Origin of the sequence: Methanoplanus limicola DSM 2279 (genome assembly GCF_000243255.1) — an archaeon.
Classification (GTDB): domain Archaea; phylum Halobacteriota; class Methanomicrobia; order Methanomicrobiales; family Methanomicrobiaceae; genus Methanoplanus; species Methanoplanus limicola.
The window spans coordinates 106,397-123,967 of record NZ_CM001436.1 but is presented as its reverse complement, the minus strand read 5'-3'; the positions used below and the strand labels follow the sequence as shown (position 1 = coordinate 123,967).

Sequence of the window (17,571 nt, the reverse complement as noted above, 5' to 3'; positions counted from 1 at the left end):
CTTTTGTTTCGTTAATTTTCATTACCCAATCGATCCATCCTGTCAGCTGTGTGTATACTCCAAAGGAGTCCACAGAGTGATGAACTGAGGTAAGAGTTGAGCATGTTGAATGAGCTTATTGATAAAAGAAAAGTAGTTCTCCAGCAGTCTGAAGAGCATAAAGAGAAGAGAAATGAACTGAATGCACTTGCAAGCACGTATGCACGTGAGCGCAACCAGTTAAATGCCCAGACCAGAGAGTGTGTAGATGAAGCGCAGAAGAACAAAGAACTTCGTGATGAAGCAAATAATTCTGTACACACTCTGAAAGCGGAGAGAAATGTTCTTAATGACAAGGCAAATGTTCTCTTTGAGGATATTGATGCATTTAAGAAGGAACACGGCGGAATCAGCAACAACCGCGGCATAAAAGAACTTCACAAACAGATTGAACGCCTTGAGATGGAGCAGCAGACAAAAGTCTTCAGCCCGGAAAAAGAGCGTGAATTAATTGAGAAGATTAAACAGCTAAGGGCTGGTATAAAAGATCAGGAGGATGAGATCGAGCAGAACAAGGAGATTCACGCAAAACTCCAGGAAGCACGCGATCTCAGAAAAGAAGCATCCGATCTTCATGCCAAAGTGACAGAGAGTGCTGAACTTGCACAGAAACACCATGATCTTATGGTGGAGTGCTACAGGAAAGCAGATAAGTCCAGAGAAGCAGCAGATGAGTCACACAAAAAATTTGTTGAGGCCCAGGAAGCTGCTGATGAAGAGCATAATAAGTTCATAGCATGCCAGAAGGAGATTCGTGACTACGATAAGGTAATCGGCGGACTCCGCAAGAAGACAAGAAAGACAAAGGTTACAAAGGAACAGAAAGCTGTAAGAAAGGAAGCAGAACAGGTATTCCAGCAGTTCAGAGCCGGTGAGAAGCTCACAACTGATGATATTCTGCTCCTCCAGCGCTCAAAATTATTATAATTTCTATAATTTTTTTGTGATCATATGGTGTATGATCTTTCCTGAATGATTATCGAAATTTTACTTATTTTATTCTGTCTGTTCTTTATTTTCTCCGGATGATGTATCGGGCAGTTATTACTGAATTCACTGCTGTTCTGTTCTTTATTTTCTCCGGATGATGTATCTGGCAGTTATTACTGAATTCACTGCTGTTCTGTGCTGATTTTCTCCGGATGATGTATCGGGCAGTTATTACTGAATTCACTGCTGTTCTGTTCTTTATTTTCTCCGGATGATGTATCAGGCAGTTATTACTGAGTTTTTTTTCAATAACCGGATTGATATTGTCTGACTGTATTCTGTTGCTGTTTACATAGTTGCATCTTTTTATTCTGATACTGAATTTTATATTTGTCTCATGATTTCTGCTGCCGGGTGGTTCAGAATATAATTTTATTTTTTTATTTGTTTTGTTGAATGTTTATTTTCCTTTCATTAATCAGGCAATTATTTATAGATTCAAATTGATTTTTAAATGATGCCTGACGAGCGGACACTTATATTGTGTGTCGATCGTGATGATGATATCGGCTATAAGGCTGATGTTAATGAGCCTGCGGTTGGAAGAGAGAAATGTCTTGATGCAGCTAACCGCCTGGCACTTGCCGATCCTGAAGATTCGGATGTTAATGCGATTTTTCAGGCGATAAAAACCTATGACGAACTATCTGCCAGAGGCGAAAATGTATTTGTGGCAGTAGTTGGCGGAAATCATACCAATATGATAGACGGAGACAGGAGGATCTCCCATGATCTCGGAAAGATAGTCTGGGATAATGAAATAACTGAATGTATAATTGTTACGGACGGCGCAGAGGATGAATTTGTTCTCCCAATAATTCAGGCTTCTGTAGATGTCAAAAGTGTTCAGAGGGTGATTGTAAAACAGATGCCCAATCTTGAAGGAACATATTACATAATCAGAAAGCTTCTGGACGACCCTAAGATTGCAAGGACATTTCTTGTACCTGTAGGTCTGGCGATGCTTCTGTATGCCGTGGCAAACCTTCTGGGAAGTCCTGAGATTGCAATAGTGATAGTTGTTGGTGTGATTGGTGTCTATCTGCTCTTCAAGGGTCTTGGAATTGATGAATATTTTGGTTATGCTGTAAATTCCCTTCATAAATCCTTTGTAGGCGGAAGAGTTACTTTTGTTGCATACATATCCGCACTTCTTATAGGTTCAATAGGAGTTATTATAGGTCTTACAAGTCTTCTTGAATGGTACACTCCTGACCAGGGGTTATTATTCTATCTTCTCTCGTTTGTTTATGGTTCTGTTGGCTATTTCACAATAGCTGCTCTGACAGCCTCCATAGGCAAGATAATTGATGTTTATCTCAATGAGATAAATGCTCTGGGGCGGGTTATTGCAGTTCCTTTCTTCATTGGAGCCGTGGGTATTATTGCATATGGTGCAAGTGTCTATGCCCTCTCTGTCGGCAGCAGTATGGACTTTCCTGTTCTTGAAGTTGACGGTGTCAGACTGATAGTTTATACGACTGTCATAGGTCTTATATCTGCGGCATTCGGGGTATATCTTCAGAAGTACGTATCCGGATGGCTTAAGAGTGCAGTTGAGAAGGATGAACTCTGACAGCTTTACTGAATCTGTTCATATAATTTATCTCATATTCAAAGATGTCCCGGGGCTTTTAACTGAGGGATTTTTTTCAACCCTTCGCTGTGACTGTCTTTTTTCAGACTGTCGGTTTGCCTCTGACCGTCTACTGATGGAGTATAAGGGGCTTTTCAGGATATTTTTCCCTGACCGTAATATCTGTCAGAAAAATGGTGATGGTTAAATTTCCGGGCTTTAAAATTTTTGATGTGGAAAAAGAGATCTCTTTACCTGAATGTTCTTTTACTTTATGGCGATTTCTATTGGTTTTGCGAAGTATCCTATCCCCGGTATCTCAGAAGTATTGGTGAATCTTCTGGTCGATCTTGGTGTTTTGATATTTATCTCCGGAATTTCAGCACCGACCTCTTTTTTTGGAAACCACAGTGATCCGTCTCCGTTGTTAAGTGAGGGAGAGTTCATAACCAGTACTGCACGGTTCATATCCACAGATTCGAATTTACTGTTCTCAAACGGGAAAACCTCATAAAGTTTCTTTTTAAGGTCTGCCTTTCCAAGGAGTAATACAATGAACTGTATTGCATCTTCGACAGAATAGTTGATCTCAAGTACTGCTCTGTCCTCTTCAAGTTGCATATTTACAGATTCAAATGTTATATAGCTGTATCTGTTGTCTCCGGCATATGCCGGACTTATCAGTATTGATGTAAGAATAAGACAGAGTATTATCAATCCTGATTTTTTCATTACAATAGATATTCTAAAACTACTGATATAGGCTTTCTGGTCGGATAGTTAAAATAAGGTTTTATGGAATTTTGGAAAGGGTGATTTCAATGCTTGAGACATTGGTCTGGCCACTTTCAGTATCCACAAGTTCTGTACCTGTTATGATCCCGGACTTTTGAACGCCTTCCAAAAACCGGTTTGTTGCAATTTCAGCTGTATCTACTGCACGTGATATTGCCTTACCCCGGGCCTTTACAGCCACATGATCTGCTCCCTGATTGAACTGGGTAACAACCGCAAGAACATAATTCATTACGGGTTTGTTACCTACGAACACTGTGTTGTCAGTCATAAGATACACTCTCCCATCAATTTAGAGATATTTTCTGCTTGCTATCAATTCGGCATTCAATACTGAGGCCCCCGCAGCACCGCGTATTGTGTTATGCCCCGTTGCAATGAACCGGAGACCTTCTCTGACCCTTCCGACAGATACTGACATCCCGTTGCCTGAATTCCTGTCAAGCCTTGGCTGTGGTCTGTCCACGGCATCCAGATAGATGACCGATTTGTCCGGTTGTGTCGGCAGGTTGCTGAAAGGTGCCCTGTAGTTTCTGAAATCATTTATGATCTCTTCTGCAGGGTCGTCTGTATCAGCCCATATTGCCATTGTGTGCCCGTCAATGACAGGCACCCTGTGACATGAGGCGCTTACCTGAACCGGAGAATACTCTATCTCTGAGCCGTTGAAGTGGCCCATAATTTTTTTGGTCTCGGTCTCCATCTTTGTCTCCTCAGATCCAATGTATGGGACTACGTTGTCATAAATTGCCATTGCTGCAATTCCTTCAAATCCTGCTCCTGATACGGCCTGCATAGTTGCAACCCTTATATCTGAAAAATTTCTTTTCCTGATTGGATTGAGGGCCATTGTCATAACAATTGTTGAACAGTTTGGATTTGTCACAATAAAGCCGTCTCTGCCTCTGTCGCGCTGGACATCTATAAGGCCCAGATGGTCCGGGTTCACTTCCGGAATTACAAGCGGGACGTCTGCATCCATCCTGTGGGATGCGGCATTGCTGCATACTGCAACCCCGGAGTCTGCAATTTCAGTCTCAAGAATGCCTGCAAGTTCGGCAGGAAGTGCCGAGAAGACTATATCGAGATCTTTTACACTATCAACCGATGTTTTTGAGACAACAATGTCGCCCATATTTTCAGGCATTGCAACATCAAGTCTCCAGTTAACGGCTTCCCTGTAACTCTTTCCTGCGCTCCTCTCGGATGCAGTCAGTGTTTTAAGGTTAAACCACGGGTGTGCGGCAAGCAGCTGTACAAATCTCTGTCCGACTGCACCTGTTGCACCAAGTACTCCTACATTGATCATGGGTTAAAAGAGAATTGTCTGGTTTGTATATAGGGTTTTTCTAAAGCCCTTAAACCATCTTTATTGCTTCTGCCGGACATTCATCTACACATGCTTCGCAGTCCACACAGAGATCTTCATCAACAACGGCTATGTTGTCTTCCATTCTGATTGCTTCTGATGGACAGACATCGACACAGGTTTCACATCCTGTGCACTTTTCAGCGTCAATTTTTGCTACCATAATATTTATCCTCGGTGTTATGTTTGTACAGGATAAATAAAAGAGATTCGATTGAATTTCATAACATTATTATCTGACTTGTCATTCATGGCAGTGCTGTGTGCCTTTTATTTAAATATAGGCAGCCGGTTATGCTGCCGGTATGTCTTCATTTCTGTGAATGCGCATATTCTCTGCTTCTGCAAAGTCCGGGTTATGATTATTTATGATCATCTTCCGGTTTACTCAAAAGCCGGATGTCAATGAATTCTTTAATTCCGGAGTGATGATATGACTCAGGATATTCTGCTTTTCGCCGGGTAATATTCCTGCTCTGAAAATAGTTGGATTTTCTGAAAAACTGTATTTATGATACAGATTTATTTTTCAAATCCTTTGATTGCTTATCTGATGAGGCCGAGTACATCATCCATAGTATAGATGCCCGGTTCTTTACCTGCAATCCACTTTGCGGACCTTATAACTCCGTGTGCAAAGACTGCGCGGTCATATGCCCGGTGTGAAAGTTCGATTACCTCGTTGTTGCCTGCAAACATCACCGAGTGATCACCGACTATATCGCCGCCCCGGATGACATGCACTCCGATCTCTTTTCCTCTCGCACCAACCATACCCTCGCGCCCGTACATCTCCTCACGGTCTCCTGTTTCCTCTTTGATTATCTCAAGGATTGTCTTTGCAGTGCCGCTTGGTGCATCTTTTTTGAAGTGGTGGTGGGCTTCAGTGACCTCAATGTCGTAATCTGAGAGCTGTTTTGCAGCCTCACGGACAAGTTTCCAGAAGATATTTACGCCGACACTGAAGTTGGTTGAGATTACTGCCGGAATTGTGCCCTCAATATTCTTCCTGTTCTCTTCCTTCTGCTCTTCAGAAAAGCCTGTTGTGCCGACTACAACTGCAACGCCTGCTTTGGATGCGGCCCGGATGTTTTTAACTGCGGCATTGGCAATGGTAAAGTCAATCAGGACGTCAGGCTTTTCCTCAGCCAGAAAATCATCAATGTTCTCTGAGCTTACAACCTTTTTGCCGAACAGGGTTCCTTCTCCGACATCCACACCGCCGATAAATTCGAGTGCGGGGTCTTCATCTATCATGGCTGCAATGGTCTTACCCATGCGCCCCAGTGCACCGCATATTGCTATTTTAGTCATAATGTGAAAGCACCTCCTTAAGTGCGCTGACCTTTTCATCTTCCATGTAGTCAAGCGGAAGTCTGAGAGGTCCTGCGGCCATGCCAAGAATTCCGGATGCAGCCTTCACCGGAATCGGATTTGTCTCTATGAACATTGACCTGATAAGCGGCGATAACCTGTAATGGATCTCCCTTGCACCTGCAAGATCTCCGGACTTAAACTTTTCATACATGGCAACCATCGGTTCAGGCATGATGTTTGCTGCAACGCTGATTACTCCGCTTCCTCCGAGCGCAAGGAGCGGAAGGCTCATTGCATCGTCACCCGATATGACACTGAAATCTTCATCAGCCGTGTACTCAATAACTCTTGACATCTGGACAATATCGCCTGAAGCCTCTTTTATTCCGGCAATAGACGGATGCTTTGCAAGTTCAGCTATCAGGTCCGGGGCAAGGTTCTGGCCTGTCCTTCCGGGCACATTGTACACAATTACCGGAATGTCAAGATCGGCAAGTTTTGTATAATGCTTTACAAGGCCTGAACGGTTTGGCTTGTTGTAATAAGGGCTTAGTACCAGAACACCGTCTGCTCCGAGATCCTTCGCTGCTTTGGTAAATCTCAGGGCTTCGGAGGTGTTATTGGAGCCAGTCCCTGCAAGAACCGGCACGCGCCCGTTTACGACCTCAATCGTCCGGCCGATAACTTCCTCATGCTCTTCAAAAGTAAGAGTTGCTGATTCTCCGGTTGATCCACAGGGCACTACCCCGTGAACTCCTCTGGAGATAAGAAATTCAATGTTGGAAGACAATCCGTCGAGATCCAGATCTCTTTCGGAATTGTCCTTAAAAGGAGTGATTAATGCTGGATATACACCCTCAAACATGGTGTACTTATATGACTCTCTTCCTATTTACTTTTCTTGTGATATTTCCGGCTACTCTGTTGCGTACCTTCTTTGAGCTGATAATCGCAACTTCAGATACTGCCTGCTTGTTTGCGTCAAAATCGTTTGTAAACTTCTCACCGTGCTTTGCCAGAAGTTCCTGGCCAAGTGCCTTTATATATGTCGGTTTAATTCCCATGTTAGTTACCTATTGGTTTTTATTATTTATGCGCCTTTGAAGATTAATAATATTTCTGACTATCTCTACAGGATCTTCACCAAGAACCAGTATCCTGCCCTCTCTTAATGCGCTTTCACGGTTAAAAATAACATCGGGAATGTCATCCTCAAAGCAGCATGATGCAACGCCCCAGTCCATAGATAAAGCCGGCAGCGGCCGGGTGTCAGGATCAAAAGACCCTGCCTCCGGGAAGTAATCCAGAACTGCTTCAGTTATTTCTTCTGAATATCTGATATTTGCCGCAGATCTTACTGACCTGTCATATTTCATTACTGTAAGTATCGCTGCTGAGATCTCTTCATCCGCGCCCGTTACAATTCCGGAAGGAAATCGCATCCCTTCTTCAGATACTGTTATTCTTTCGGGGAGTCCAAAAACCTCTTTTGCATCTGTTGCATTCTCCTGTGCAAAGGCGATGGTCATCCCTGATTCAGGTATAATTTCCGGTTTTAAATCCTCTTTCAGGATTTTTAACGCTTTTTTTAACCGGAAAAATATCTCTTCTCTCTCTTCATTCATTCTTTCATGCAATTTTTGTTTAAGCAGATATTATATGATCCCTGCGCCTCTCAGGAAGGGGTGGAGTCAGGTTACATATGGGTGACTTATTTTACCTTTGAATGAAAGATTATTTTTATGAATCAGCAGGTCGTTATGGATTGTTCAATCGCGGTTGTAAGTTTAATTGTACTTATTGTCAGTCTTGCGTTATTTCCGGTCTTCATCCCCGGCGGATATGCAGTTATTGCTTCTATAATATTGTTTATTGTTATTATGACAGCCGGAGGGTTTTACATGTCAGGTGCACTTCCGGTAAAAAAATAAACGGGATTAAGAAGATAATGGATTTTAAGAGTGGATATTTTCGGTTTATTATCCACAAAAAAACTATATTGTGGTCTGTTTTAATATAGAACTTCCGAATATAGATCTGCTGAATATGATTATTCATCATTCCGGCAATATTTATTTTACTGAATTTAGCGTTATGTCAGATTCCGGTCCTGATTTCTGAATGTAGTACTCTGTCAGCAGCTATTTTATCAGTAATTATTGTTTTTATTATTGCTTTTGTTTTCGGTTTTTGGTTTAATCTGCCCTGTTTTAGATTTTTTATTTGTGTTTCCTGATTTTGTCTTTCCGGCGGACTCTTTTCTCTGTAAACTGCCTCTCTTCTCATTCCATGCTTTCTTCTGGGCAGACATCTTTTTCTTCTGTTTATAGTACCACAGCGGATGGGTGACGGACTTGTTTTTGCATATGGCATCGGGGTTTACGCACAGCCCGTATGTTTTCATTGTTGCACATCCGGGAGGATTGTATTCTGTGCCGCCCTTTCCGGAGATATGCTCTACCTGGTACATTGTCTTCTGTACGTCAAAATCCGGTGCCCTCGTATAGACTTCTACTATCTGGTGGAGGTCCATTCCGATTGTGTGCATAAATGCCGTCACGGCAAACCTTGCGGTATGCGGAATATTTGTCCCTTCAGATACTGCTGCAATTATTGCTTTCATGCATGGCGGAAAGGAACCTTCATCCAGGCTGCCGAACTGCTCAAATATGGTCTGCTTATAATTTACTGAAATTTCTTCAGTTGCCGTTTTTAAAAGTTCACATATGGAATCTGTCACCGGAAAAGGGAGTTGCTGGTGGAGTACTGTTCTGATTCTCTCCTTTAACAGCTCAGCTTTCTCTTCATTGGTGATCCTGACCATCCCTCTGTTAAGTTCACGGTTTACAAGCTGCCATTTTGCATCTCTGAGGTTTGGTACGAGCATGACATATGTGTGCACCGGAATTTCATCAGAGAACGGGTCAATTCCCATGCTTTGGGAGATGTAATCTCTCTTCTCCTTCTCTTCAGTCTGAAGGTAAAAATATGCTTTTTCAGATTCATAGCGGCAGATCTTATCTATAACTGCCCTCTCTTTCATACAGGAGACAATCACTCTTGAGATGGCATATGCCATGATCTCGCCTTCCGGAAATTCGTTGCGTATATTCTCAAATAAGTAAGGGGGTTTTATAGCCTTTTTCACTCTTTCAGCAGCATGTTTTGAGATTTCAGTTCCCGTGCGGCTTTTAAGGAAGTTATCCAGTGAATACGCGCTGCTGCTGACGAGGTCGTGTGCTTCTTTTAAAAAAGGATATTTTGCCAGATCTTTTTTGTCAAATTCGACAGGCATTTTCAGTCTGTTTCAATACGGGGTGCCAGAAGGAATTCAACTTTTCCATTGCCCTGCGCAATCTCAAAGCCGAATTTTACAGGGTGGTCTAAGCCTATATCTATCTCTACTCTGTCTGACCTGCTCATGACTTTTCCCATGTCGCGCAGATAATCCAGAGAGAAGAGTGATTTTGCTTCTGCCGGTGTGATTGATTCAAGCTGATCCTTTTCAAGCTCAAGGTTGATGTGGTCGGTATCTCCGTCTGCCTCCATGAAGAAGGTGGGCTTTTCCGGATTTATTCCAAAGGCAATCTTGTCTGATACAAGCGATGCCGCTTTTATTGAGCTGTTTAAGTCCGAACCTGATAATACTGCTTTTCCCGGAAGATCAATTGATGGCGGATTTGGATCTTTCCGTACTGTATTTACATCCAGAAGGGCGATTGAGTACTTGTATCCACCGAATGCCATCTCCATTTTGTGACCGTCATCAGGAAGTTCAAGTGAGAGTATCTCATCTTTTCCCATCATTCCGAGAATATTTTTCATCTTGTTGATGTCGAGACCGATCTCGGTTTCGGTTGCATCGTAGGATGTAAAAGCTCCTGAACTGAGGGTTAAAGAGATCATTGCAACGTTAGCCGTATCAACGGCGCGTGTGGTTATTCCATCAGGGCTTATGTGCAGCCGGCACTCTGTTACCAGGGCGGCGATTACATCAATAGCCTCTTTAAAGACATCTGTGTTTATTTCTGCTTTTAACATTTCTTTCCCCTTTACAAAGTCTATTATAAACTAGATTAGCATAATTTTTAATTATATCTAATGTTTGAACTTTGATATTTAAAAAAAGGAGGATAAATACGGACAATGGGTTCTCAATGGGGAGCAGATAAGTACTATCGCAGGTCAAAAGGCGAAGGTTACAGATCAAGAGCTGCTTACAAACTGGAAGAGATTCAGAGAAAATTCGGGCTGATACGCGGGGATGACAATGTGGTTGACCTTGGTGCGGCCCCCGGAAGCTGGCTGCAGTTCGTAAAAGGCATCACAGGCGGAGTGATCATCGGCATTGATCTCAATCCCATAGTTCCCGTAGAAGGGACGCATACAGTTAAAGGTGATTTTACTAAAAAAGAGATTCAGGATAAGGTTATCTCTCTGACTGGTGAGAATAATGTAGGAATTGTTCTCTGTGATGCCGCGCCGCAGTTTGCAGGCAATAAGTCATATGATCAGGCAAGAGCGATCGGGCTTAATGAAGGGGCACTTCATTTTGCGTGCCGGATTTTAAAGCCGGGCGGAAACTTAATCATAAAATCTTTTCAGGGTGAGATGTTTCAGGAACTTCTTAATGAGATAAGACAGAATTTCTATGCAGTAAAGGTTTACCGGACAAAGGCATCAAGAAGGGGGAGTACTGAAGTATATATTATTGCAAGAAATTTCAACGGAAAGATAAATGCAGAAACTGACTGATAATTACGGCAGAAAGATTTCAAATCTGAGAATCAGCATCACTCCCCGGTGCAATCTTGACTGTATGTACTGCCACCGTGAAGGGGAGGATAATCCGGGCGCGGAGATGTCACTTGAAGAGATATCAAATATATTTAATGTGGCATCCGGGTTTGGAATAAGCAGTGTGAAGATAACCGGGGGTGAACCGACTGTAAGGAAGGATATCTGTGATATTGTTTCTGCGGTTCCCGATTCTATGGAATCTTCAATGACTACAAATGGTACTCTTCTTGCTCCTATTGCGCACGATCTGAAGGATGCCGGACTTTCAAGGGTAAATATCAGTGTTGACTCTTTAAATCCGGATAAATACAGGGAGATTGCCGGTAAGGATATGTTGTCTGATGTTCTTGAAGGCATTGAGGCTGCCATTGAGGCCAGACTTACGCCTGTAAAGATCAATGTTGTCATGCTTAAAGGCGTAAATGATGACGAACTTGAAGATTTTGTGGACTTTGCAAGGGGCAGGCGGGAGATAATTCTTCAGTTTATTGAACTGATGGATTTCAAAGATCCTGATTCAATTACAAATGTCGATGAACTTGAAAAAGACCTCCAGAAGCGTTCAAAACTGATAATCACACGCCGGATGCACCACCGGAAAAAGTACTGCCTTGACGGCGCGGAGATTGAGGTTGTGCGCCCTATGCACAATAAGGAATTCTGTGCAAACTGCAACCGCCTGAGGGTGACTTCGGACGGTTATCTTAAACCATGCCTGCTCAGGCATGATAATCATATAAATATCAGGGGTCTTTCTGAGGATGAAATGAGGAAGGCCTTTCTCATGGCTGCAAGTATAAGAGAGCCTTATTTCAGGTGATCTGGCTTATAATCTGTATAATCTGGCAGAATGGATAATATTCTGCTTTTTTGTTAAATCATCATATTGGAGGATTGATGCAGAATAAAGTTTTTTACGGTTTATGGGATGAACGCGCTTTTTATCTCTGCCTGATTTTTAAAATTATGTTCCGTTAAAATCAGGCTGCCGGATCAGGGTACCTTTCCTGATGGCGGTTCTCTTGTTTAAATTATCCGCAGGGCAGGTGTATGTTATCTGATCTTTTTGCAAAATTATTTTTTAACGGCGGTTTAACTGGTAGTTATGCTAACTGAAAAGAATGAATATAATCATGTTCTGGATAAATTATACAGCAAATCCCTGGTTCTTGAGTCCGTAAGTGATTTTAACCCGGTATTATACTTCTATTTCATGGATTCAATCGCACATATAGATTATTCCGTATGTATTCTCTCCTTTAATTTTCACAATGTCAGGAATAAGATGAATATGGAGTATATGCGCTGGAGGATTGATGAGGAGAAGAAAGGTGATCGCGCTTATTTCCCCGAATTCATAAACTGGATGAAGGAGAATCACCGGGATAAATTTGATGAACTGCCTTCATTGTGGCAGGCTATATATGATAAAAGTACTCCTGCGGCTTACAGGAGTTTCAGAATATCAATAAATCCGGACTCAAACCAGCCGACTGAGGTGAGGATGTTTAACAGGTGGATTGATGAATTCTTCTCAAACCAGTTCATCAGGAGCATGTACAAAGGAGCTTCACTTGATCTGCTGTTTACTGAGTTTATGAACTCCCGTCAGAACTGATAGCGGACAGGAACTGTCATACTGAAGATTTTGGTGTCTGTGCTATGGAAGTTGAAAGTTTATGCTCTGAGCTGGTTAAGATCAATACAGAAAATCCTCCGGGGAACACAGAGGGTGCGGTCTCTTTCATTGCAGAACTCTTTGATGAGAGGAATATCCCGTATGTAATTACCGAAAATGAGGGTGGCAGGGATAATATCCTGACTGATTTTGGTGAGATGCCCCTTCTTCTTGCCGGGCATCTTGATGTTGTCCCTGCGATTGCGGATCGCTGGAAGAGAGATCCCTGCTGCGGGGATATAGACGGCGGTTTTGTTCACGGCCGCGGTTCGACTGACATGAAGGGTGGCTGTGCGGCCCTTCTCTCTGCTTTTTTTAAGGAATATGATAAGAAGGGCAGGGTTTGTGCAAATCTCTGCTTTGTCTGTGATGAGGAGAACGGCGGCAGATATGGTATGAGGCATATTGTTGAGAAGAAATTTTTTGAACCCTGTGACTGCCTTATAGCTGAACCGACTCCGGTACTTAATCCTTCAATCGGGCAGAAAGGACTGTTAAGGATTAATTTTGACTTCATGGGTGAGCCTGGTCATGGTTCATTATATCCTCATGTAGGTGAGAGCGCAATAATGAATGCCCTTGATCTTATGATTTTTATCCGGGACATTGGCAACCGGGATTTTGATGCAGGGGCCAAACTTTCAGATATGATTGGTGATTCTGTTTCACTGTTAGGGGAAATCTTTGATATTTCCGGGATAGAAAATGTGCTCCGGAGAATAACATATAATCCCGGTCAGATTAAGGGCGGAGAGAAGACTAATATTGTTGCTGAGAAGTGTTCGCTTGATCTTGAGATGAGAATTCCATGGGGGTGCAGCCCTGAAGATCTGATCTGTGAGATTATGGATCATGCACATTCTGCCAATGTTGAAGTTCTGGAGTGCTTTGATCCGTCTGTTACAGGAAATGAGTCAGATATTGTAAAAAAGACCTGTTCTTCTATTGAGAGTGTTTACGGTTGCAGATCGTTTCCTTTTGTACAGTGGGCAGCCACTGATGCAAGGTTTCTCCGTCAGGCAGGTTTTTGTGCCCTTGAATATGGTCCCGGGGAGATTGATCTTCTTCATGCAATTGATGAAAAAGTGTCTGTTGCAAATCTTCGCAGATCGGTTGATGTTTACAGGGAGTTAATCCGCAGGTACTGCTGAATCTGTAGTTGCTGATGAATTGTTGTAATTAAGAAATATTTTATTAATTACTATGATTTCTTTCTGATGCAGGTGCGGCACCCCGTTGTGATTCTTCTCTGCGCCGGATTTCTCAACGCTATAATTTTAATGAATATTGACATTTATTTAATTTTTAAGGGTGCTTTTAGCTTTAATTGTGCCGGATGTCTGTCGGGAATTATTTCATTGGTGTTCGCGCTTTTCTGATTTTTGCAGATCTGCTCATATTGTGGCTTAATGCACCGTGTAATAATTAATTAATATCTGTATGGATCATTACATGGATATACCATACTGCACCGTTCAGAGATTTTACTCCGGAATTTACTGTTATTTCCTCATTTTTTGCGAAAGTTATATATGATATTAGTGTTAATTATGGTCTATGACAGTTGTTAACGGTGTGAACAAAGTTCGGCTCCCTCCATCGGCAAGAACGGTTCTCAACCTGCTTGAAGATGGCGAGCCCAGAACATTCAAGGACATGACTGAAGAGGCAGAAATTGCCCCGAGAACCATACGCTACGCATTAAAGCGCCTGAAAGAGAATGGGTATATCATTGAAAAATTCAATTTCCGTGATGCCCGTCAGGTTCTTTACCAGAAGAAAATTCTTACTGAGGATTCATCTGAAGCGGCTACAGCATGAAGCATCCTGTCTGCAATATCACGACCTGTGATGAGATCGTCAGAGATTATCTCCCTTACATAAGAGCTGAGTTAGTCTGCCGGCTTGTGCATGATCGTGGTATTCCACAGGTTAAAGTAGCAAAGTGGATGGGTATTTCCCGTTCAGCAGTGTCGCAGTATCTGAATAAAAAGAGAGGATGCAGGGATATTGAGATCTCTGCGGAGCTCAGCATAATTATAGATTCGTGGGCGGAAGGTGTTATCAGTGGTGAAGGAGCTGTTACTATATGTGATATCTGCCGTTGCGTCTATATGATGAAAGAAAAATCCGGCTATCTTATTGAATCTGATAATTATCCGGAATAATAATTAATTCCTGAAGAAATTTTTACTTTTTTGCTCTGCTTTTACTGAATTTTATTTTCTCTCATTCTGTGCTGTCTCTTCTTTTCTTCTCTGTTTTCTCTTCCTTTATTCTTTATTTTCCGGATGGTGGAACAATCTGTCTATGCGGAAATTTTCCGGAAAGCCCTGATATTCAATTGTCCTTTATCTGTCAGATAATTCAGAATTTCCCGATAATTCTCTTTGGAATTACAGTTTCGGTAAATCTCCTCTCAAAATAGCCGTCCGTCATACCTGCTATATAGTCCGAGACTATCTCCGGAGGGGACGCATTTCTCAGATAATCAGGATTTTTACCGTCTGTTTCTATATACTCCTTATAAATCCTGGATTTTTTATTCCCGTTCTCGAGGTCATCAAGATAGGTCTCAAAGAGAAATTCATACATAAATTCAATCTTTTTCTTCTGCGATGTGAGTTTTTTATTGTTATATATATTTTTATAATTAAATTCCTTTAGTTCCCTGAGAGCGCCTGCTGTTCTGTCCGAATAGCCTATTGTGTTCAAATCTTCATCGTACCTGTCAGCAGGCACCCTGACGGAATTTTGGTTGCCTGCTCTGCTGTTCTCTATCAGATCCATAATCAGGCTGTTTACAATCGTCCGGTTGTCACATCCAAGTACTTCAGTGGCACTGTCGGGAAGACTCACATCTGCGGGCAGAAGGCCGATTTCTATAGCATCCTGGATATCTCTTCCGATATATGCTATGGTATCTGCCAGCCTGACCACGCAGCCTTCCGGTGTGGAAGGATAGAGATGACTGCCCTTATGGCCGTCTTTCTGTGCATCAGACAGTTTTTCGTCATATATCTCCCATGAGGAATATCTGCTGTATGAGAGCCTTCCCTGGTTTGATTCTCCGTCGTGGCATAATATTCCGTCAAGTACCTGAAGTGTGAGGTCAGAATCTTCAATCAGGTCAAGAAATCTTACACTCTGCACATTATGCATGAATTTTTTAGATCCATGTTTTTCACTGAGTTCAGAGAGTATTTTCTCTCCCGTATGTCCGTATGGAGGGTGCCCGATGTCATGTCCGGTGGCGATAGCCTCAATCAGGTCTTCATTCAGCCTTAACCTTCTGCCTATAGTTCTGCCTATTCTTGATACAATCTGTACATGCAGCGCCCTGTGCGTTATGTGATCGTTTGATACAAGATAGAACACCTGTGTTTTGTCGATATATCTTGAATATGCCCGTGAGTGAATAATTCTGTCACAATCGCGGGAAAATTCAGTTCTTATATCTTCAGGGTATCTCTTCTTTCTTCGTACTGCATGGGAGTTGAGGGTTGCATATGGTGAGTAGTATTTCTCTATACTTTCCTTTATGGCCGAATCTGACTGTATTTCCGGAGCTATATTCTGGCGGTTGTTCATTCTGTTACTCTTCTGTTACGAAAATTTATATCCTGAGTATTATACTCCCGATATTGTTTATTTCTGTGGTTTTTTGCTGGCGCTTCTGTTTATTAGCTGTTGAATCTACTCCTATGAATCAATAAACTGTTTCATTTATCATCTGTGAACCCACAGGCTCATGGTGACTTTTTTGTTCAGTTTTTGTGCAGCAATTGTCTATGACTATATAATTTATTGAATAATCTGTTTTTTCTGCTGACGGCAGGCATTATGCCTGATTGAATTTATGTTTTCCGGGTTTTATGCAGTATTTTTCGGGGCAATATTTACTGAATTTTTTTACATTTTATGAATGCGTGTTTTTGAGAGTTGATTTGAAGTTACCTCCCATATTTAAAATAATTTAGAATTGTCTGTGCAGAAATTGATACCTTTATTTTTAAAAGAAATTCAATATTAGATTATAAGAAATTTTTTTGGAGAAAAATATGGCAGATAATAATAGTACTGAATGTGACGGAAACTGCAGCAGCTGCGCGTCAGCAGCAGGATGCAGCGATCCAAAGAAGACAGCGGCAGGAATTCAGCAGAAAGTGGATATTAATGTAAAGCATGTCATTCTTGTTCTGAGTGGAAAAGGGGGAGTCGGCAAGAGCACTGTATCGACAAATCTTGCAATGGCGCTCTCCAGCAAAGGTTACGCCACCGGAATTGCCGACATGGACATTCATGGGCCAAATATCCCCAAGATGCTTGGGATTGAGGATGAAAAGCTGACATCCATGGACGGCAAGAAGATCTCACCGGTAAAGATTACAGGAAATCTTTCAGTTGTCTCAATGGCATTTCTTCTCCCGGATAAGACCAGCCCGGTTATCTGGCGCGGACCTATGAAAAACACTGCAATTAAGCAGTTCCTCGAAGAGACCGACTGGGGCGAACTTGATTTCCTTGTGGTTGATCTCCCTCCGGGAACGGGGGATGAGGCTCTTGCTGTTGCTCAGCTTGCGCCGAATATTGCAGGTGCAGTCATCGTTACAACTCCGCAGGAGGTTGCAATCCTTGATTCCTCAAAGTCTGTAAAGTTTGTTGAGAAAATTGGTCTTAAGGTTCTTGGTATTGTTGAGAACATGAGCGGGTTTACATGCCCTCACTGTGGGGAAATTGTTGATCTCTTTGGCAGAGGTGGCGGAGAAAAAGCAGCCGAAGAGCTTAATGTGCCGTATCTTGGTTCAATTCCGCTTGACAAAGAGATGCGTGAAGCAGGTGATTCAGGAAAACCGTTCATTGTAAAGCGTGACGGTACTGAGCAGAATAAGATCACCTGGCAGCACGTTGATGATGTAATGGAAGAAGTTCTGAAGCAGATCAAAGAGTGAATAATTTCAGAATATTCTTTTTTTTCATTTTTTCAGATTATCTATTTATTCTTTC

Annotated in this window: 21 protein-coding genes; 10 read left to right on the top strand and 11 right to left on the bottom strand. The window is 42.2% G+C overall.

Going from position 1 to position 17,571, the window contains the following annotated elements; all coding sequences use genetic code 11:
- Window positions 1-102: 102 nt before the first annotated feature.
- Window positions 103-966, top strand: coding sequence for a coiled-coil protein (locus METLIM_RS00595; protein ID WP_004075849.1), 864 nt, complete (start codon window positions 103-105; stop codon window positions 964-966).
- Between the two features lie 520 nt (window positions 967-1,486).
- Window positions 1,487-2,605 carry a DUF373 family protein gene (locus METLIM_RS00590; RefSeq protein WP_004075848.1) on the top strand — a complete coding sequence of 373 codons (1,119 nt, stop codon included), beginning with the start codon at window positions 1,487-1,489 and terminating at the stop codon, window positions 2,603-2,605.
- A gap of 267 nt (window positions 2,606-2,872) precedes the next feature.
- Here the strand turns inward: METLIM_RS00590 and METLIM_RS00580 are convergent, their stop codons facing one another.
- From METLIM_RS00580 to METLIM_RS00545, 8 genes are all read right to left on the bottom strand, one after another.
- Entirely contained in the window at window positions 2,873-3,337 is a 465-nt protein-coding gene (locus METLIM_RS00580; RefSeq protein WP_004075847.1) for a hypothetical protein, read from the bottom strand.
- Between the two features lie 61 nt (window positions 3,338-3,398).
- Entirely contained in the window at window positions 3,399-3,671 is a 273-nt protein-coding gene (gene albA / locus METLIM_RS00575; RefSeq protein WP_004075846.1) for a DNA-binding protein Alba, read from the bottom strand.
- A gap of 21 nt (window positions 3,672-3,692) precedes the next feature.
- Window positions 3,693-4,709, bottom strand: coding sequence for an aspartate-semialdehyde dehydrogenase (gene asd, locus METLIM_RS00570; RefSeq protein ID WP_004075845.1), 1,017 nt, complete (start codon window positions 4,707-4,709; stop codon window positions 3,693-3,695).
- A 49-nt stretch (window positions 4,710-4,758) separates the two neighbouring features.
- Window positions 4,759-4,932: an indolepyruvate ferredoxin oxidoreductase subunit alpha gene (locus tag METLIM_RS00565; protein WP_004075844.1), complete on the bottom strand. Its 174-nt coding sequence runs from the start codon at window positions 4,930-4,932 to the stop codon at window positions 4,759-4,761.
- 383 nt (window positions 4,933-5,315) lie between these two features.
- Window positions 5,316-6,083 carry a 4-hydroxy-tetrahydrodipicolinate reductase gene (gene dapB / locus METLIM_RS00560; RefSeq protein WP_004075843.1) on the bottom strand — a complete coding sequence of 256 codons (768 nt, stop codon included), beginning with the start codon at window positions 6,081-6,083 and terminating at the stop codon, window positions 5,316-5,318.
- Window positions 6,076-6,951, bottom strand: a complete 876-nt coding sequence (gene dapA, locus METLIM_RS00555; protein WP_004075842.1) for a 4-hydroxy-tetrahydrodipicolinate synthase — start codon at window positions 6,949-6,951, stop codon at window positions 6,076-6,078. The genes dapB and dapA overlap by 8 nt, the downstream gene beginning before the upstream one ends.
- Window positions 6,952-6,958: 7 nt before the next feature.
- The gene (locus tag METLIM_RS00550) at window positions 6,959-7,150 is read right to left on the bottom strand and encodes a 30S ribosomal protein S17e (RefSeq protein WP_004075841.1); all 192 of its coding nucleotides are present in this window, start codon (window positions 7,148-7,150) and stop codon (window positions 6,959-6,961) included.
- Window positions 7,151-7,159: 9 nt separating this feature from the next.
- Window positions 7,160-7,711 carry a thiamine-phosphate synthase family protein gene (locus tag METLIM_RS00545; RefSeq protein WP_004075840.1) on the bottom strand — a complete coding sequence of 184 codons (552 nt, stop codon included), beginning with the start codon at window positions 7,709-7,711 and terminating at the stop codon, window positions 7,160-7,162.
- A gap of 135 nt (window positions 7,712-7,846) precedes the next feature.
- Here METLIM_RS00545 and METLIM_RS00540 point away from each other — a divergent pair, with 135 nt between their 5' ends.
- Window positions 7,847-8,017 (top strand): hypothetical protein, encoded by a 171-nt coding sequence (locus METLIM_RS00540; RefSeq protein WP_157202182.1) that lies wholly within the window; start codon window positions 7,847-7,849, stop codon window positions 8,015-8,017.
- Between the two features lie 218 nt (window positions 8,018-8,235).
- Here the strand turns inward: METLIM_RS00540 and METLIM_RS00535 are convergent, their stop codons facing one another.
- On the bottom strand, window positions 8,236-9,381 hold the full coding sequence (locus tag METLIM_RS00535) for a DNA primase large subunit PriL (RefSeq protein WP_004075838.1): 1,146 nt from the start codon (window positions 9,379-9,381) through the stop codon (window positions 8,236-8,238).
- Between the two features lie 2 nt (window positions 9,382-9,383).
- Window positions 9,384-10,127 carry a DNA polymerase sliding clamp gene (locus METLIM_RS00530; RefSeq protein ID WP_004075837.1) on the bottom strand — a complete coding sequence of 248 codons (744 nt, stop codon included), beginning with the start codon at window positions 10,125-10,127 and terminating at the stop codon, window positions 9,384-9,386.
- Between the two features lie 105 nt (window positions 10,128-10,232).
- Here METLIM_RS00530 and METLIM_RS00525 point away from each other — a divergent pair, with 105 nt between their 5' ends.
- From METLIM_RS00525 to METLIM_RS00500, 6 genes are all read left to right on the top strand, one after another.
- On the top strand, window positions 10,233-10,841 hold the full coding sequence (locus METLIM_RS00525; RefSeq protein ID WP_004075836.1) for an RlmE family RNA methyltransferase: 609 nt from the start codon (window positions 10,233-10,235) through the stop codon (window positions 10,839-10,841).
- Window positions 10,825-11,706 (top strand): GTP 3',8-cyclase MoaA, encoded by an 882-nt coding sequence (gene moaA, locus METLIM_RS00520; RefSeq protein ID WP_004075835.1) that lies wholly within the window; start codon window positions 10,825-10,827, stop codon window positions 11,704-11,706. The genes METLIM_RS00525 and moaA overlap by 17 nt, the downstream gene beginning before the upstream one ends.
- A 285-nt stretch (window positions 11,707-11,991) precedes the next feature.
- A complete protein-coding gene (locus tag METLIM_RS00515; RefSeq protein ID WP_004075834.1) occupies window positions 11,992-12,504 on the top strand; it encodes a hypothetical protein in 513 nt (170 codons plus the stop codon).
- A 44-nt stretch (window positions 12,505-12,548) separates the two neighbouring features.
- Entirely contained in the window at window positions 12,549-13,715 is a 1,167-nt protein-coding gene (locus METLIM_RS00510; RefSeq protein WP_004075833.1) for a M20/M25/M40 family metallo-hydrolase, read from the top strand.
- A gap of 406 nt (window positions 13,716-14,121) precedes the next feature.
- A complete protein-coding gene (locus METLIM_RS00505; RefSeq protein ID WP_004075832.1) occupies window positions 14,122-14,385 on the top strand; it encodes a MarR family transcriptional regulator in 264 nt (87 codons plus the stop codon).
- Window positions 14,382-14,732: a transcriptional regulator gene (locus METLIM_RS00500; protein ID WP_004075831.1), complete on the top strand. Its 351-nt coding sequence runs from the start codon at window positions 14,382-14,384 to the stop codon at window positions 14,730-14,732. The genes METLIM_RS00505 and METLIM_RS00500 overlap by 4 nt, the downstream gene beginning before the upstream one ends.
- A 199-nt stretch (window positions 14,733-14,931) precedes the next feature.
- Here METLIM_RS00500 and METLIM_RS00495 read toward each other — a convergent pair whose 3' ends face one another.
- The gene (locus tag METLIM_RS00495) at window positions 14,932-16,155 is read right to left on the bottom strand and encodes a deoxyguanosinetriphosphate triphosphohydrolase family protein (protein ID WP_004075830.1); all 1,224 of its coding nucleotides are present in this window, start codon (window positions 16,153-16,155) and stop codon (window positions 14,932-14,934) included.
- Between the two features lie 470 nt (window positions 16,156-16,625).
- Here METLIM_RS00495 and METLIM_RS00490 point away from each other — a divergent pair, with 470 nt between their 5' ends.
- Window positions 16,626-17,516, top strand: coding sequence for an Mrp/NBP35 family ATP-binding protein (locus tag METLIM_RS00490; protein WP_004075829.1), 891 nt, complete (start codon window positions 16,626-16,628; stop codon window positions 17,514-17,516).
- Window positions 17,517-17,571: the final 55 nt, after the last annotated feature.

Coding starts and splice junctions, on each gene's coding strand:
- METLIM_RS00595 (WP_004075849.1), top strand. CDS start 103: ATGTTGAATGAGCTTATTGATAAAAGAAAAGTAGTTCTCCAGCAGTCT.
- METLIM_RS00590 (WP_004075848.1), top strand. CDS start 1,487: ATGCCTGACGAGCGGACACTTATATTGTGTGTCGATCGTGATGATGAT.
- METLIM_RS00580 (WP_004075847.1), bottom strand. CDS start 3,337: ATGAAAAAATCAGGATTGATAATACTCTGTCTTATTCTTACATCAATA.
- albA (WP_004075846.1), bottom strand. CDS start 3,671: ATGACTGACAACACAGTGTTCGTAGGTAACAAACCCGTAATGAATTAT.
- asd (WP_004075845.1), bottom strand. CDS start 4,709: ATGATCAATGTAGGAGTACTTGGTGCAACAGGTGCAGTCGGACAGAGA.
- METLIM_RS00565 (WP_004075844.1), bottom strand. CDS start 4,932: ATGGTAGCAAAAATTGACGCTGAAAAGTGCACAGGATGTGAAACCTGT.
- dapB (WP_004075843.1), bottom strand. CDS start 6,083: ATGACTAAAATAGCAATATGCGGTGCACTGGGGCGCATGGGTAAGACC.
- dapA (WP_004075842.1), bottom strand. CDS start 6,951: ATGTTTGAGGGTGTATATCCAGCATTAATCACTCCTTTTAAGGACAAT.
- METLIM_RS00550 (WP_004075841.1), bottom strand. CDS start 7,150: ATGGGAATTAAACCGACATATATAAAGGCACTTGGCCAGGAACTTCTG.
- METLIM_RS00545 (WP_004075840.1), bottom strand. CDS start 7,711: ATGAATGAAGAGAGAGAAGAGATATTTTTCCGGTTAAAAAAAGCGTTA.
- METLIM_RS00540 (WP_157202182.1), top strand. CDS start 7,847: ATGGATTGTTCAATCGCGGTTGTAAGTTTAATTGTACTTATTGTCAGT.
- METLIM_RS00535 (WP_004075838.1), bottom strand. CDS start 9,381: ATGCCTGTCGAATTTGACAAAAAAGATCTGGCAAAATATCCTTTTTTA.
- METLIM_RS00530 (WP_004075837.1), bottom strand. CDS start 10,127: ATGTTAAAAGCAGAAATAAACACAGATGTCTTTAAAGAGGCTATTGAT.
- METLIM_RS00525 (WP_004075836.1), top strand. CDS start 10,233: ATGGGTTCTCAATGGGGAGCAGATAAGTACTATCGCAGGTCAAAAGGC.
- moaA (WP_004075835.1), top strand. CDS start 10,825: ATGCAGAAACTGACTGATAATTACGGCAGAAAGATTTCAAATCTGAGA.
- METLIM_RS00515 (WP_004075834.1), top strand. CDS start 11,992: ATGCTAACTGAAAAGAATGAATATAATCATGTTCTGGATAAATTATAC.
- METLIM_RS00510 (WP_004075833.1), top strand. CDS start 12,549: ATGGAAGTTGAAAGTTTATGCTCTGAGCTGGTTAAGATCAATACAGAA.
- METLIM_RS00505 (WP_004075832.1), top strand. CDS start 14,122: ATGACAGTTGTTAACGGTGTGAACAAAGTTCGGCTCCCTCCATCGGCA.
- METLIM_RS00500 (WP_004075831.1), top strand. CDS start 14,382: ATGAAGCATCCTGTCTGCAATATCACGACCTGTGATGAGATCGTCAGA.
- METLIM_RS00495 (WP_004075830.1), bottom strand. CDS start 16,155: ATGAACAACCGCCAGAATATAGCTCCGGAAATACAGTCAGATTCGGCC.
- METLIM_RS00490 (WP_004075829.1), top strand. CDS start 16,626: ATGGCAGATAATAATAGTACTGAATGTGACGGAAACTGCAGCAGCTGC.